Origin of the sequence: Curtobacterium sp. 314Chir4.1 (assembly GCF_900215175.1) — a bacterium.
GTDB lineage: Bacteria > Actinomycetota > Actinomycetes > Actinomycetales > Microbacteriaceae > Curtobacterium > Curtobacterium pusillum_A.
Genome location: NZ_OCMI01000002.1, coordinates 498,583 through 514,111 on the forward strand (window position 1 = coordinate 498,583; position 15,529 = coordinate 514,111).

Below are 15,529 nucleotides of genomic sequence, written 5' to 3' on the forward strand. Positions count from 1 at the left end.
TCACATCGCAAGGAGGCGACATGACCACCACGCTCGCGACCGACAGCCGCGCGCACACCGCGACGCCGGTCCTCCCGACCGCCGACGCGCACCTCGCGCTCCGGCCCCTGCCGACGGGCGACGCCCGGATCACCGGCGGGTTCTGGGCGCTCCGGCAGGAACGGAACGGCCGCGACGCGATCCGCGGCGGGTACGCCCTGCTCGAGGCAGCCGGGAACTTCCGGAACCTCCGGATCGCCGCCGGCCTCGAGGAAGGCGACGCGACGGGCCCGATCTTCATGGACTCCGACGTGACGAAGTGGCTCGAAGCGGTGGCGTGGGAGTACGGCCGCGCCCCGTCGGAGGACCTGCTCGACCTGCAGCGCGAGGTCACCGCCCTGTACGCCCAGGCGCAGGCAGACGACGGCTACCTCGACTCCGTGCAGCAGATCCGCGGGAAGGGCGAGCGGTACACGGACCTCAAGTGGAGCCACGAGATGTACTGCGCCGGGCACCTGTACCAGGCGGCTGTGGCGCAGCACCGGGCGACCGGGGACACCGGTCTGCTCGACGTCGCGGTCAAGAACGCCGACCACCTGGTCCGCACGTTCGGCGAGGGACCCGGCAAGCAGCAGGACATCGACGGCCACCCCGTCGTCGAGATGGGCCTCGTCGAGCTCTACCGCGAGACCGGCAACCGCGACTACCTCGACCTCGCGCACTGGTTCGTGGACGCCCGCGGGCACGGCATCATCGAGCGGGCCGGCGGCGAACCGACGTACTTCTCCGACCGCGTGCCGATCCGACAGGCCACGACCGTCGAGGGGCACGCCGTCCGCGCCGTGTACCTGGCGGCCGGAGCGGTCGACGTCGCGATCGAGACCGGCGACACCGAGCTCCTGGCGGCGAGCGAGCGGCAGTTCGCGGACATGCTCGCGACGAAGGCGTTCATCACCGGCGGACTCGGCGCCCGCTGGGACTGGGAGGCGTTCGGCGACCCGTACGAGCTCCCGACCGACCGCGGCTACGCCGAGACCTGCGCGGCGATCGGCGGCATCCAGTGGGCGTGGCGCCTGCTGCTCGCGACCGGGAAGCCTGAGTACGCCGACGCGATCGAGCGCCTGCTGTACAACGCGTTCCTCGCCGGGGTGAGCCTGGCGGGCACCGAGTACTTCTACGTCAACCCGCTGCAGCAGCGCGACCACGCCCACCAGGACGAGAACCGCTCCCCCGCGCACGGCCGACGCGGCTGGTTCGACTGCGCCTGCTGCCCGCCGAACATCATGCGGACGTTCGCGAGCCTCGACGGCTACCTCGCCACCGCCACCGACGGCGGCCTCCAGCTGCACCAGTACGCCACGGCGTCGCTCGGCCGGGTCGACGTCGAGACGGGCTACCCGCACGACGGCCACGTGCGCGTCACGGTCACCGAGGACGGCCCGCTCGCCCTCGGTCTGCGGATCCCCGGGTGGTCGGACACCACGACGGTCACGGGTCCGGACGGCACGGACAGCCCCGCGCCGGGCACGCTGCACGTCATCGACCGCGAGTGGACCGCCGGCGACACCGTCGAGCTCGTCTTCGACACGACGCCGCACCGGTACGTCGCCGACACCCGGATCGACGCCGCCCGCGGGCAGGTCGCGATCGAGCGCGGCCCGCTCGTGTACGCGGTCGAGCAGGCCGACCAGCAGGGCTTCACGGTCGACGACCTGACGGTCGACGCGGACGCGACCATCACCGAGGACCGCCAGGACGGGTTGCTCGACGGCATCGTCACGCTGCGCGTTCCGGGTCGTGCGCCTGCCGAGCACGTGCAGGCAGCGTGGCCGTACCGACGACTGGACGGGCCGGGAGGCGCGGATCACGCTCTGGACGCCACCAGCGTCGACGACGCGGCCGGCTCTGCGGGCCCCGCCACGGGCCTCCAGGCGGTCACCGCGACCGCGGTCCCGTACTACGCCTGGGCGAACCGCGGAGCCGCGCCGATGCGCGTCTGGCTCCCGCTGGCGCGGTGACGTGATGCTGCGCAGAGCGTTCCTCGCCGGCGGGCTCGCCGGCGGGGCGGCCCTCACCCTGGCGGCGTGCTCCGGCACCCTGCCGAAGGTGGACGCGAAGGCGGCGTCCTTCGGCCGGAACGCCACCGGCACCGTGCACGTCTGGTGCCGCGCCGCGACGCAGGCCGGGCTCACCGCGGCCGTCGCCGGCTTCAACAAGGCGAACCCGAAGCTGCAGGTCGAGCTCACCCCGGTGCCAGACGGGCAGTACGTGACGAAGCTCGCGACCGCGATCCGTGGCGGTGAGCCGCCGGACGTCGTGGACATCGACGACATCAACTCGCAGCTGTTCATCTTCCGCGAGGCGTTCGCCGACCTGACCGACGTCGTGAAGGGGCTCGACTACTTCGACGAGATCTCCCCAGGGCACCTGCGGCTGCTGGAGTACAAGGACCGGTACTACGGGCTGCCGTACCTGGCGGACAACTCGCAGCTCTTCGTCAACACGGAGCTGTTCGAGAAGGCCGGGCTCGACGTCGACGACTCGACGAAGGACCTCGACTCGCTGCTCGCCGCGGCGAAGGCGATCCGGAAGACCGGCGACGACGTCTACGGCTGGTCGATCTCGGGCAACGCCGCGGGCATCATCGGCTTCGTCACGCAGCCGCACGTCTGGGCCACCGGCGTCGACATGATGTCCGGCGAGGTCGGCTCCCAGCAGGCGAACATCACCGGCAACGAGGCCCTCGAACGCATGCTCGAGTTCTACCGGCAGCTGTGGAAGGACGGCGTGCTCTCGAAGGCGACCTACTCCGACGCGGGGACGACGTGGGGGGCCGACTTCCGGGCCGGCAAGGTCGGCATCTTCCCGACCTCGTACGGCGCCACGGTGCCCGCCGCGACGAAGGCGATGCGGGCGAAGATGCAGACGGTGCTCATCCCGTCGTGGGACGGCAAACGGTCGTTCTTCGACGGCGGGGACAACATGTGCATCCCGAACGGGGCGGCGAACCCGTCCGGCGGCTGGGCGTTCATGCAGTACGCGAACGGGCTGCAGCAGCAGCAGGCGCTCCCGGACGGCGGGTACTTCCCGACCCGCTCGGACGCCGCGACCCCGTCGTACCGGAAGCAGTACCCGCTGGCGTTCGGCCCGCTCGACGCCATCGACAAGGGCTACGCGCCGCAGACGCTCGCGTACAACCTGCTCAACAACCAGCCGTCGTCGCCGTACTTCGCGATGTTCCGACAGGCAGTGTTCGGCTCGGGGGCCGCCGCCGCCATGAAGACCGCGCAGTCCGAGTACCAGCGGATCCTCGACCAGGTCCAGGCCTGACCCACCGTCGCACCACCGACAGCACAGAGAGGTGCACGTCATGTCGACCATCTCCACCCGGCGGTCCGGCGCCGGCCGGCCAACCGTCGGCCGGCCCAGCGTCGGCGGCCGTTCCGGCCGCCCGGTCCGGACCCGCAACTCCCTCACGCACCCGCCGCGCACCGGCGCCGTGCTCGTCGCCCCGGCGATCCTCTTCGTCGCGGTGTTCGTCCTCGCCCCGCTCGTGTTCGCGCTCTACATCTCGTTCACGAACTGGCCCCTGATCGGCCCGTACCGGTTCATCGGCCTGCAGAACTACGCGACGCTGTTCCAGGACCCGACGTTCGTGCACGCCATCGGGTACACGCTGCTGTACACGGCGATCGTCACGCTGCCGATCCTGGCACTCGGGTACTTCCTGGCCGTGCTCGTCCGTGCGCGACGACGCGGGAGCACCCTGCTCCGGACGGTGTTCTTCCTGCCGTACGTCGTCGGGCTCACCACGCTGTCGTTCATGCTCGTGCTCGAGGCCCAGCCGAACTCCGGCGCCGTCAACATGGTGCTCCGCTGGCTCGGCATCACCGACGGCAGCACCGCCTGGCTCGTGAACGGTCCGCTCGCGACGCTGCTCATCTGCGTGCTCGTGGTCTGGGCGGTGTCCGGGCTGACGATGGTGCTGCTCATGTCCGCGATGCAGGGCGTCCCGGACGAGGTGTACGAGTCCGCGCAGCTCGAGGGCGCGTCGTGGTGGCAGACCGAGCGGCTCATCACGTTCCCGATGATCCGGTCCACGGTCGCGCTCAGCGTGATCATCTCGGTCATCGGGTCGCTGCTGGCGTTCAACCAGTTCTACATCCTGACCCAGGGCGGGCCGGGGACCGAGACCACCACGATCGTCAACGCCATCTACAACCGCGGGTTCGTGAACCTGCAGCTCGGAGCCGCGACCGCCCAGTCGATCGCACTCGTCATCGTCATCGCCGCCGTCACGGTGTTCCAGTTCTGGGCACTCCGAGAGAAGGACTGAGCCATGAGCACCACGACCCCGCGGGCATCGCTCGCCGCCCCGGACCTGTCCACGCGGACCCTCACGACCGATGGCGGCGGGCGCAGGAGGCGTCACCACCAGGGCAGCGTCCAGCACCCGCGCGACACGGCCGTCAAGCGCACGCTCTACGCGATCGCCGGCATCGGTTCGGCGCTCGTGTTCGGCGTCCCGCTCGTCTGGTCGATCCTGCGGGCGTTCCAACCGGAGGCCGTGATCACGCAGGCACCGGACCCGGCGACGTTCTTCCAGCTCGGCTGGCAGAACTTCAGCGCCGTGTTCAGCTCGTCGTCGCACCTGCTGACGGGTGTGCTCAACTCGGTGATCGTCTCGGTGTCGACGGCCGTGCTCACCGCGGTCATCGCGACGATGGCGGGGTACGGGTTCGCCCGCTTCCGGTTCGGCGGGTCCGGGCTCGTGTTCGGACTCGTCCTGTTGACGATGATGGTGCCGTTCCAGGCCATCCTCACGCCGCTGTACCTCGAGCTGAACGCGATGAAGCTCACGAACTCGCTGCTCGGGCTCGTGCTGTTCTACACGACGGTGAACCTGCCGTTCGGGGTGTTCGTGATGCGGAACGCCTTCGAGTCGATCCCGACCGAGCTCGAGGACTCGGCGTTCGTCGACGGCGCCTCCCGCTTCCGGGTCGTCGTGTCCGTGCTCCGTCCGCTGCTCCTGCCCGGGGCCGCCACCGCCGCGCTGTACGCGTTCCTGGCGTCGTGGACGGAGTTCCTCGGAGCGCTGACCTTCCTGACGAAGGACTCGCTCTACACGCTGCCCGTCGCGCTGCTGAACCTGCAGACCGGCGCGTACGGGCAGGTGTCGTACGGGAACCTCGTCGCCGGGTCGGTGGTGGCGATGATCCCGTGCATCGCGCTCTACGTCGGGTTGCAGCGGTTCTACGTCGCGGGCCTGTCGTCGGGCGCGTTGAAGGGCTGACGGGAGGCGCGGGTCGGGTCGGTCCCGCGTGTTCTTTCCCATCATGCCCGCGATGGGTGATGGAAACGGGCGTACCTGGTGGAAAGTTCCCACCAGGTACGCCCGTTTCGACCAGGTACGTGCCTACGCGCTCCGGCGCACCACCAGCTCGGGCAGGAGCAGGGTCTCGTCGCGGGGTTCGCCCTCGACGAGGGCCCGCACGGTGTCGAGCACGCGCTCGCCCATCGCCCGGAAGTCCTGGCGCACGGTCGTGAGCGGCGGGGTGAAGTGCGCCGCCTCGGGGACGTCGTCGAACCCGACGACCGCGATGTCGTCCGGTACCCGGAGCCCCTCGTCGGCGAAGGCGTGCAGGACCCCGAGCGCCATCTGGTCGTTCCCGGCGAAGACCGCGTCGACCGTGTGGACGTCGATCGTCCGGGCTGCAGCGAAGCCGCTCGCCGGGGTCCAGTCGCCGTCGAGCACCACGGGTTCGAGACCGGCGTCGTGCATGATCCGCTCGTAGGTCGTCCGGCGGACCTCGGACTCCTGCGAGACCGCAGGGCCGGCGATGTGCACGATCCGACGGTGCCCGCGGGCGAAGAGGTGCTCCATCACGAGCGAGGCACCCGCGGCCTGGTCGATCGCGACCGCTGCGACGCTCGGCGCGACCGGTGCGCGGGCGGCGTCGCGCTGCACGGCGTTCGCCACGACGACGGGCACCGTCACGGGGACGGTCAGCGAGGCGAGGGCGTCGAGCACCCGGTTGTCGGCGGCGACGAGCACGATCGCGGCGACGTCCTGCGCGAGCAGCGTCGTCAGGGCGTTCGACAGGTCGACGGGCCGGGGGTCGTCCGGCAGCGTCGACAGCAGCACGTGGTACCCGGCGGACCGGGCAGCGCGTTCGAAGCCGATCGCGGTGCTCGACGGTCCGTACAGGGCGTCGCCCGCGGTGATGATGCCGAGCGCGCGACTGCGTCCTCCGGCGAGCGCCCGGGCCGCGGCGCGGGGGCGGTACCCCAGTGCGGCGACGGCGTCGGACACCTGGGCGCGGAACTGCTCGCGGACCGTCGGATCGCCGTTGATCACCCGGGAGACGGTCTGGTGGGAGACGCCCGCGCGCTCGGCGACGTCGAAGATCGTGGGAGCCTTGCGACGTTTGCCGCCGGCGTCCCCGAGCGCGGTCGTGGTCGTCACGTGGCCAACCGTACCGCGCAGTCCGGCCGACGCGACAAGATCGCGAAACGGTCACGATGAGTTGACACCCCGTCACGGAACCCCCAGTATGTGAGCGCTCACACGAGCGAATCCCGCGGGGCACAGCAGCCCCGGCACCCGAGTGCGTCGAGGACGACGCGCAGGAACTGAGGTACTTCGATGATGAAGCGCAAGATCGTCGCGGGCGTCGCCGCCCTCGGCATCGCCATCGCCCTGGCAGGTTGCTCGGCCGGCGGCCGTGCGTCCACCGACGGTGGCGGCAGCACCGACAACAAGGGCGCCCTCGTCGGCGTCGCGATGCCGACCAAGGTCTCGGAACGCTGGATCAAGGACGGCAACGCGGTCAAGAGCGACCTCGAGAAGGCCGGCTACAAGGTCGACCTCGAGTACGGGGACAACAAGGTCCAGCAGCAGGCGCAGCAGGTCAGCAACATGATCACGAAGGGCGCGAAGGTCCTCATCATCGCGTCCATCGACGGCGGAGCCCTCTCCGACCAGCTCGACGCCGCCGCGAAGGCCGGCATCAAGGTGATCTCCTACGACCGTCTGCTGACCGGCAACAAGAACGTCGACTACTACGTGTCGTTCGACAACGAGAAGGTCGGCGTCGACCAGGCGAACAGCCTGCTCACCGGCCTCGGCATCCTCGACGCCGACGGGAAGAAGACCGGCGAGAAGGGCCCCTTCAACATCGAGGTCTTCGCCGGATCGCTCGACGACAACAACGCCGGCTTCTTCTTCAACGGTGCGATGAAGACCCTCAAGCCGTACCTCGAGGACGGCACGCTGAAGATCCAGTCCGGCCAGGACCAGCTCTCGCAGGCCGCGACGCAGCAGTGGGACCCGGCCACCGCCAAGGCCCGCATGCAGAACCTCATCGCGAAGTCGTACTCCGGCGGCACGACGCTGAACGGCGTGCTCTCCCCCTACGACGGCATGTCGATCGGCATCATCTCGGCGCTGCAGGGTGCCGGGTACGGATCGAGTGACCGCCCGCTCCCGACCATCACCGGTCAGGACGCCGAGCAGGCGAGCGTGAAGTCGATCATCGCCGGCCAGCAGTACTCGACCATCTACAAGGACACGCGCAAGCTCGCGAAGCAGTCCGTGACGATGGCCGAGGACCTGCTCACCGGCAAGAAGCCCGAGGTCAACGACACCAAGAGCTACGACAACAAGGTCAAGGTCGTCCCGACCTTCCTGTTCCAGCCGACGGTCGTCACGAAGGACAACTACAAGGAAGTCCTCGTCGACTCCGGCTACTACACCGAAGCCGACCTGAAGTGACGGTCGCCGACTCCGGCACAGTGCAGTACTCCAGCACCGAAGCCGACCTGAAGTGACGGTCGCCGACTCCGGCACAGTGCAGTACTCCAGCACCGAAGCCGACCTGAAGTAGTCGCAACCCATCCGTCGGACTGGAGGCGCGGGTCGACCCCGCCCCGTGCCTCCAGTCCGTCTCCTCAGCGCGCGCACGCGCGCACGACGGAAAGGCGGTCCGCATGGCGGACACCATCCTCGAGATGCGGGACATCACCAAGACGTTCCCCGGCGTGAAGGCACTCCAAGGGGTCTCCATCGAGGTCGAGCGCGGCCAGGTCCACGCGATCTGCGGCGAGAACGGCGCGGGCAAGTCCACCCTGATGAAGGTGCTGTCCGGGGTCTACCCGCACGGCTCCTTCGACGGCGAGATCCGGATCGACGGCTCCCCCGTCGAGTTCGGCGACATCAACGGCTCGGAAGCCGCCGGTGTCGTGATCATCCACCAGGAGCTTGCGCTCAGCCCGTTCCTGTCGATCGCCGAGAACATCTTCCTCGGCAACGAGCAGTCGCGGGCCGGCTTCATCGACTGGAACAAGACGAACCTCGCGGCCGCCGAGCTCCTGCAGCGCGTCGGCCTCAAGGACAACCCGGTCACCAAGATCGTCGACATCGGCGTCGGCAAGCAGCAGCTCGTCGAGATCGCGAAGGCCCTGTCGAAGCGGGTGAAGCTCCTCATCCTCGACGAGCCGACCGCTGCACTGAACGACGACGACTCCGCGCACCTGCTCGACCTCATCCGGTCGCTGCAGGCCGAGGGCATGACGGCGATCATCATCAGCCACAAGCTCAACGAGATCAAGGCGATCGCGGACAAGGTCACGATCATCCGCGACGGCAAGACGATCGAGACGCTCGACATGCACGCCGATGACGTCTCCGAGGACCGGATCATCCGCGGCATGGTCGGCCGCGACCTGTCGAACCGGTACCCGGAACGCGAGAACCCGGTGATCGGCGAGGAGCTCCTGCGGATCGAGGACTGGACCGTCCACCACCCGCTCGACGCCTCCCGCGAGATCATCCACCAGGCGAACCTCTCCGTCCGCTCGGGCGAGGTCGTCGGCATCGCCGGACTCATGGGTGCCGGACGGACCGAGCTCGCGATGAGCGTGTTCGGGCAGTCCTACGGCACCGGCATCAGCGGCACCGTCTACAAGCGCGGTGAGCCGATCAGGACCCACACGGTCACGCAGGCGATCGACAACGGCATCGCGTACGTCACCGAGGACCGGAAACGCTACGGCCTCAACCTCATCGACGACATCAAGCGGAACATCTCCGGGTCGGCGCTCGGCAAGCTCGCCACCTGGGGCTTCGTCAACGCGTCCGAGGAGACCACGGTCGCCGGGCAGTTCCTCAAGAGCCTCAACATCAAGGCGCCGAACGTCGACGTCGTGACGGGGAAGCTCTCCGGCGGCAACCAGCAGAAGGTCGTCCTGTCGAAGTGGATGTACGCCGACCCCGACGTGCTCATCCTCGACGAACCGACGCGCGGCATCGACGTCGGCGCGAAGTACGAGATCTACACGATCATCAACCGGCTCGCCGACCAGGGGAAGGGGATCATCGTGATCTCCTCCGAACTCCCCGAACTGCTCGGCATCTGCGACCGGATCTACACACTCTCCGAGGGCACGATCACCGCCGACGTGCCCCGCTCCGAGGCCACCCCAGAGGTCCTCATGCAGTACATGACCCAGGAACGGGAGACCCCTGTCAATGAACGCGCTTAAGTCCGCCGCCGGCTACCTCACCGGGCAGCTCCGACAGATCGGCCTGTTCATCGCGCTGATCGTCATCGTCATCTTCTTCCAGGTGACGACGAACGGCATCACCCTCGCCCCGATCAACGTCTCGAACCTGATCGTCCAGAACAGCTACATCCTCATCCTCGCCATCGGCATGGTGATGGTCATCATCGCCGGGCACATCGACCTGTCCGTCGGGTCCGTCGTCGCCTTCACGGGCGCGATGGCCGGGGTCATGATCACGCAGTGGGGCCTGCCCTGGCCGGTCGCCGTCGTGCTCTGCCTGGTCGTCGGCGCCCTCGTCGGCGCCTGGCAGGGGTTCTGGATCGCCTACTTCGGCATCCCGGCGTTCATCGTGACGCTCGCGGGCATGCTGGCCTTCCGCGGTGCCGCCCAGATCGTCCTGCACAACCAGCAGATCTCGCCCTTCCCGGAGGGCTTCCGCTCCCTCGGCTCCGGCTTCCTGCCGTCCTTCGGCACCACCGGGTACGAGCCGCTCACGATGATCCTCGGCTTCGCGGCCGCGGTCGTCCTGGTGGTCACGTCGTTCCGCGGGCGGGCGACGCGGCGGAAGTACCAGCTCGAGAGCGAACCGTTCGCGTGGTTCATCGTGAAGCTCGCGTTCACCGTCGCGCTCGTCATCTACGTGGCACTCCTGCTCGCCAGCTACAACGGCACCCCGATCGTGCTCGTCGTGCTCGGCGCCCTCGTGGTGATCTACTCGGTCGTCATGCGCAGCGCGGTGTTCGGTCGCCACATCTACGCGATCGGTGGCAACGCCCTCGCCGCGCAGCTCTCCGGGGTGAAGACGAAGCGGGTGACCTTCCTGCTCTTCGTCAACATGGGCGTCATCTCGGCACTGGCCGGTGTGGTGTTCACGGGGCAGCTGAACCTGGCGGCACCGGGTGCGGGCAACGGGTTCGAGCTCGACGCCATCGCGGCCGTGTTCATCGGTGGCGCAGCCGTCACCGGCGGCATCGGCACCGTGCCGGGAGCCATCGTCGGTGGTCTCATCATCGGCATCCTGAACAACGGCATGTCGATCCTCGGCATCGGTACCGAGTACCAGTCGCTGATCAAGGGCCTGGTGCTGCTCGCCGCGGTCGCGTTCGACGTGTTCAACAAGCGCCGGGCGGCGTCCGCGCGCAAGTAGCGCTGCTCGTCACCCGGTTCTCGTCGAGGGATCAGGAATCGTCGGGTCGCCTTCCGCGACTCGACGATTCCTGCTCCCTCAGTTCGCGAGAACGGCCCAACCTCCGGCCTGGAGGCGCACGGTCCCGTCCCGCACGTCGGCACCGCCCGCCTCCACGCGCGTCCCGTCGGCCGCGGGCACGGTGACGGGGTCGGGTGCCAGGTTCAGGGCGGTCACCACCGCGTGCTCCGCGGTCGCCGTGCGCAGCACGATCGCCGTGTTCGTCAGGTGGACGACGTCGGTGTGGGCACGGTGCAGCCACGGGTTCCGTCGACGGAGTGCGATGAGCGCCTCGTACGCGTGCGTGAGCTCGACCGGCGCGGGCGGAACGTCCGGGAACTCCGGTCGGACGGCATCGTCACCGCCGAGACGCTCCTCCTTCACACCGGTCCAGCCGTACTCGTCCCCGGCCCACACGCTCGGGGTCCCGGCCACCGTGAACAGCACCGCGGCAGCGTGGGCGGCGAACCGCTCCCCCACCGCGCTCGCGATGCGGGTCACGTCGTGGTTGCCGACGAACGTGCTCGGAGCCTGCGCGGCCAGCAGCTCGTCGTGCCGCTCGACGGCGTGCGCCAGTTCGAAGCAGTTCCCGTCGGCGATGCCGTGCCAGATGCCCTGCCAGAGCTCGTACTGCGTGGTCGAGTCGATCGTCGAGTCCCGGACGAACGCGGCCGTGTCACCGTGGATGACCTCGCCCGTGAACCACGCGTCCGGGAAGCGCTCCCGCACCCGCGGCAGCACCCGCGCCCAGAACGCGGTCGGTACCGCGTAGGCCGCGTCCAGCCGCCAGCCGTCGACGCCGCGGGCGAGCCAGTGCGTCATGACCTCGACGACGAGGTCCTCGGTCGCGCGGCTCCCGTGGTCGAGCGCGACGAGGATGTCGTGCCCCTCGAACAGTCCGACCGGCACGTCGTCCCCGGGCGACCAGCCCGACCAGTCGATCGCGAACAGCTCGGCGGTCGGCGCGTCCGGTCCCTGTTCCTCGACGGCGCGGAACGCCGGGTGCTCCCGTCCGACGTGGTTGAAGACGCCGTCGAGCAGGACCCGGATCCCCCGGTCGTGCGCGGCGGTGACGAGCCGGTCGACGTCGTCGTCGTCACCGAGCCGCGGGTCGATCCGGAAGTGGTCGACCGTGTCGTACCCGTGCGTCGAGCTCGCGAAGACCGGCCCGAGCAGCAGCCCGTTCAGCCCGAGGTCCACGACGTGGTCGAGCCAGGGCTCGATGCGGCCGAGCCGGTGGTCGACGGGGCGTTCGTCCACGGGGGTGTCCGGCCGGACGTCGGCACCGACGAACCCGAGCGGGTAGACGTGCCACCACATCACGTGCTCCACCCAGGCGGGCTCGCGCGGGCGGTCGGGTGCGGTGTCGGTGCTCACCGCCACGATCGTGCCAGCCGCACCTGTGCTGTGCGCGCAACCGGACAGCGCGGACGATGATGGGTCGCATGGGACGAGCGATCAGGACCGCAGCGGACGCCGACGCGTCGGACTCGGCCCACGCAGAGCGCACCTGCGCCTCGTGCGGACGCCGCATGCCCGCGTCGGCAGCCCCCGAGGCGAAGTGGTGTTCGGGCGCCTGCCGCAAGCACGGCGTCGACGCCACCGACCACGCGCTCGAACAACGCATCGACGAGCTGCTCGCCGCACGGGCGCGCACGTCGAGCATCTGCCCGTCCGAGGTCGCCCGCTCGATCGACCCCGAGGACTGGCGCCCGCTCATGGAGCCCGCACGACGGGCAGCCCGCCGGATGGTCGCCCGGGGCGAGGTCGAGATCACGCAGCACGGCAGCGTCGTCGACCCGTCGACCGCCAAGGGCCCGATCCGTATCCGCCGACCGCGCTGAGGGAACACCTGTCGCCCAGCGACGTTGGACCCCGGTGATGACCACAGCGATCGAACCGTCCACCGACCGTCCCCGAGCCCTCGTGGTGGGTGCCAGCGGCATCACCGGCTCGGCCCTCGTCGAGCACGTGCTCGACCTCGGGTGGGAGGTGACCGCACTCTCCCGACGCCCCCTCGCCCGGGACGGTGTCCGGACCGTCGCCGCGGACCTCCGCGACCCGGACTCGCTCCGCACGGCACTGGCCGACGAGCGTCCCACGCACGTGTTCTTCACCGCGTGGCAGCGGCAGGAGACCGAGGCGGAGAACATCCGCGTGAACGGCGGCATGGTCCGGGACCTCCTCGCCGCGCTCGGCCACGCACCCCTGGAGCACGTCGCCCTCGTCACCGGGCTCAAGCACTACCTCGGCCCGTTCGAGGCCTACGCCGCTGGTGAGATGCCGGACACCCCCTTCCACGAAGAGGAACCGCGGCTCGACACCCCGAACTTCTACTACGCCCAGGAGGACGAGCTCTTCGCCGCTGCCGAGCGTCAGGGGTTCACCTGGTCGGTGCACCGCTCGCACACCGTGATCGGCCACGCCGTCGGCAACGCGATGAACATGGGCCTGACGATCGCCGTCCAGGCGACCCTGGCGAAGGAGCTCGGCCTGGACTTCGTGTTCCCGGGCAGCGAGGCGCAGTGGAACGGCCTGACGGACATGACCGACGCCGGCATCCTCGCCGAGCACATGGTCTGGGCCTCGACCACGCCGACGGGTGCCGACGAGGCGTTCAACATCGTGAACGGCGACGTCTTCCGGTGGCGGTGGATGTGGCCGCGGCTCGCTGATCGCCTCGGGGTCGACCCCGCCCGCGTCGTCGGGTACGAGGGAACCGTCCGTCCACTCGAGGAGCAGATGGCGCCGTACGAGTCCGAGTGGGCGGGCATCGCCGACCGCCACGGGCTCGCCGAGCGGGACATCGCGAGGCTCGCCTCGTGGTGGCACACCGACGCCGACCTCGGTCGCGCGATGGAGGTCGTCACGGACATGGGGAAGAGCCGCGACGCCGGGTTCACCGCCTTCCGACGGACGGAGCGCGCCTTCGCGGAGCTGTTCGATCGCTACCGCGCCGACCGGCTCATCCCCTGACCCGGATCTGCTAGAGCGCGAGCAGCAGCACGACGAGCGTCGCGACCGCGAGCACCAGGAGCACGACGGCCCCCTGGACGTCGCGGTCGCGCGCGCGGAGGTGGGCGCCGCCGCGATGTCGCGCGCAACCGTCAGGCGCTCGTCGACGCGGCCCGGACTGCGTTCGGCGACCACGGCCTCCAGGCTCCACTCGAACCGATCGCGGTCGCGGCCGGACTCGGCAACGCGACCCTCTACCGGCACTTCCCCACGCGCGCAGCGCTGTGGGAGGCGGTCCTCACCGAACCCCTGCAGGAGGTCCTCGACCTCGTCGAGCGGTGTCGGGCACTGTCCGCCGACGACCCCTGGTCCGGATTCGCGACCTTCGTCCGGGAGTCGGCCGAGATCGAGGCGCGGAGCTCCGGCTTCAGCGACCTGATGACGACCGACTACCGAGACGCTCCGACGCTGCTCGACCTCCGGATCCGCGTGCAAGACGGCGTCGACGCACTCTTCCACGCCGCTCGGGACGCCGGCGCGATCCGCACGGACGCGGAGCTCGCGGACGTCGCGATGGTGCAGCTGTCGATCGCCGGGACCATCAGCACGTTCGGCCGCGTGGCACCCGAGTCGTTCCGCCGGTGGGTCGACCTCGCCCTCGACGCGCTCCGTGCGCCCGCCACTCCGCGCGAGCCACTGCGTGCCCGCCCCCTCCGCGGCGACCAGGTCCGCCGGGCCCTGGCCGAACGGCAGCAGCCGACGACGCGTCAGAAGGCGTAGCGGATACGGCAGCTCGGCAGGTGCTCCGCGACGAGCTCGCGGAACCGCTCGACCAGCTGCCCCTTCATCCCGGAGCGGTAGCGCACGTTCACGGCGCCGTTCTGCGACACCTTCTGCTCCTGCAGGTCCGGCCGCCACAGCAGGTCCTCGGCCTTCGGGTGCCAGCCGAGGTTCACCTCGTGCAGCGGCTGGTTGTGGGTGAGGAAGATCACCTCGGCCGCGAGCTGCGCCTTCGCCGCGGGCGAGAGGACGTCGTCGACCTGCTGGAGCAGCTCGGCCCAGTCGGACTCCCACGTGGGCGTCAGGATGACCGGCGAGAAGTTGAGGTGGACCTCGTACCCTGCGTCGACGAAGTCGTTCACCGCAGCGATCCGCTCGGCGATCGGGCTGGTGCGGATGTCGGTGACCTTCGCGGTCTCGTGCGGCATGAGCGAGAACCGGATGCGTGTCCGTCCGAGCGGGTCCCAGTCGAGCAGGTCCCGGTTGACGTACTTCGTCGCGAAGGAGGCCTTGGCCGTCGGTGTCATCCGGAACAGGTCGCAGAGGTCACGCACGTTGTCGCTGATCATCGCGTCGACGGAGCAGTCGCTGTTCTCGCCGATGTCGTAGACCCACGCGTCCGGGTCGCACTGGTTCGGATCGGTCTTCGGCCCCTGCTTCGCGATGTTGCGGGCCACGTGCTTGGTGATCTGGTCGATGTTCGCGAACACGGTGACCGGGTTGCTGTACCCCTTGCGCCGCGGCACGTAGCAGTAAGCGCAGGCCATGGCGCAGCCGTTCGCGGTCGACGGCGCGATGAAGTCGGCGGAGCGTCCGTTCGGCCGGGTGACGAGCGACTTCTTCACGCCGAGCACCAGTGCCTCGGTCTTGATGCGCACCCACCGCTGGACGTTCCGCTCGTCGCCGTGCACCTCCGGGATGTTCCAGTGCGACTCGACGGGGACGATCTCGGCCCCGGGCCAGCGCCCGACGACCTCCTGCCCACGCGGGAGTTCGAGGGCGGCCGGCTCGGCGTAGATCCGGCGGACGTCGAGCAGCGGTCGTACGCGAGGGTGGGTCATCGCC

Annotated in this window: 13 protein-coding genes and 1 pseudogene; 11 read left to right on the forward strand and 3 right to left on the reverse strand. The window is 69.7% G+C overall.

Features of this window, described 5'->3' with window-relative positions; translation table 11 throughout:
- Positions 1-20: 20 nt before the first annotated feature.
- From CRP27_RS07315 to CRP27_RS07330, 4 genes are read left to right on the forward strand one after another with little or no spacing between them, the layout of a single operon-like run.
- A complete protein-coding gene (locus CRP27_RS07315) occupies positions 21-1,997 on the forward strand; it encodes a glycoside hydrolase family 127 protein (protein ID WP_097180033.1) in 1,977 nt (658 codons plus the stop codon).
- 4 nt (positions 1,998-2,001) lie between these two features.
- Complete coding sequence (locus CRP27_RS07320; RefSeq protein WP_097180342.1) at positions 2,002-3,309, forward strand: sugar ABC transporter substrate-binding protein; 1,308 nt, start codon at positions 2,002-2,004, stop codon at positions 3,307-3,309.
- Positions 3,310-3,349: 40 nt separating this feature from the next.
- Positions 3,350-4,315, forward strand: a complete 966-nt coding sequence (locus CRP27_RS07325; protein ID WP_097180343.1) for a carbohydrate ABC transporter permease — start codon at positions 3,350-3,352, stop codon at positions 4,313-4,315.
- Positions 4,316-4,318: 3 nt separating this feature from the next.
- The gene (locus CRP27_RS07330) at positions 4,319-5,272 is read left to right on the forward strand and encodes a carbohydrate ABC transporter permease (RefSeq protein WP_097180034.1); all 954 of its coding nucleotides are present in this window, start codon (positions 4,319-4,321) and stop codon (positions 5,270-5,272) included.
- A 123-nt stretch (positions 5,273-5,395) separates the two neighbouring features.
- On the opposite strand, the gene CRP27_RS07335 is transcribed toward CRP27_RS07330, so the two are convergent.
- Entirely contained in the window at positions 5,396-6,445 is a 1,050-nt protein-coding gene (locus tag CRP27_RS07335; RefSeq protein WP_097180035.1) for a substrate-binding domain-containing protein, read from the reverse strand.
- Between the two features lie 180 nt (positions 6,446-6,625).
- On the opposite strand from CRP27_RS07335, the gene chvE reads away from it, so the two are divergent.
- From chvE to mmsB, 3 genes are all read left to right on the forward strand, one after another.
- On the forward strand, positions 6,626-7,753 hold the full coding sequence (gene chvE / locus CRP27_RS07340; protein ID WP_097180036.1) for a multiple monosaccharide ABC transporter substrate-binding protein: 1,128 nt from the start codon (positions 6,626-6,628) through the stop codon (positions 7,751-7,753).
- A gap of 215 nt (positions 7,754-7,968) precedes the next feature.
- Entirely contained in the window at positions 7,969-9,522 is a 1,554-nt protein-coding gene (gene mmsA / locus CRP27_RS07345; protein WP_097180037.1) for a multiple monosaccharide ABC transporter ATP-binding protein, read from the forward strand.
- The gene (gene mmsB, locus CRP27_RS07350) at positions 9,509-10,690 is read left to right on the forward strand and encodes a multiple monosaccharide ABC transporter permease (RefSeq protein WP_079236786.1); all 1,182 of its coding nucleotides are present in this window, start codon (positions 9,509-9,511) and stop codon (positions 10,688-10,690) included. The genes mmsA and mmsB overlap by 14 nt, the downstream gene beginning before the upstream one ends.
- A gap of 78 nt (positions 10,691-10,768) precedes the next feature.
- Here the strand turns inward: mmsB and CRP27_RS07355 are convergent, their stop codons facing one another.
- The gene (locus tag CRP27_RS07355; protein WP_097180344.1) at positions 10,769-12,106 is read right to left on the reverse strand and encodes an alpha-amylase family glycosyl hydrolase; all 1,338 of its coding nucleotides are present in this window, start codon (positions 12,104-12,106) and stop codon (positions 10,769-10,771) included.
- A 68-nt stretch (positions 12,107-12,174) separates the two neighbouring features.
- On the opposite strand from CRP27_RS07355, the gene CRP27_RS07360 reads away from it, so the two are divergent.
- The 4 genes and pseudogenes from CRP27_RS07360 (at position 12,175) to CRP27_RS18435 (ending at position 14,464) form a co-directional block, all read left to right on the forward strand.
- Positions 12,175-12,573 carry a DUF3253 domain-containing protein gene (locus tag CRP27_RS07360; protein ID WP_097180038.1) on the forward strand — a complete coding sequence of 133 codons (399 nt, stop codon included), beginning with the start codon at positions 12,175-12,177 and terminating at the stop codon, positions 12,571-12,573.
- A gap of 37 nt (positions 12,574-12,610) precedes the next feature.
- Positions 12,611-13,705: an SDR family oxidoreductase gene (locus CRP27_RS07365; RefSeq protein ID WP_097180039.1), complete on the forward strand. Its 1,095-nt coding sequence runs from the start codon at positions 12,611-12,613 to the stop codon at positions 13,703-13,705.
- A 150-nt stretch (positions 13,706-13,855) separates the two neighbouring features.
- Positions 13,856-13,969, forward strand: a pseudogene (locus tag CRP27_RS18615) (TetR family transcriptional regulator); the annotation flags it as partial.
- A 153-nt stretch (positions 13,970-14,122) separates the two neighbouring features.
- Positions 14,123-14,464: a hypothetical protein gene (locus CRP27_RS18435; RefSeq protein WP_255257470.1), complete on the forward strand. Its 342-nt coding sequence runs from the start codon at positions 14,123-14,125 to the stop codon at positions 14,462-14,464.
- On the opposite strand, the gene CRP27_RS07380 is transcribed toward CRP27_RS18435, so the two are convergent.
- Entirely contained in the window at positions 14,452-15,525 is a 1,074-nt protein-coding gene (locus CRP27_RS07380; RefSeq protein WP_097180041.1) for a spore photoproduct lyase family protein, read from the reverse strand. The two genes, CRP27_RS18435 and CRP27_RS07380, sit on opposite strands and share 13 nt — an antisense overlap.
- Positions 15,526-15,529: the final 4 nt, after the last annotated feature.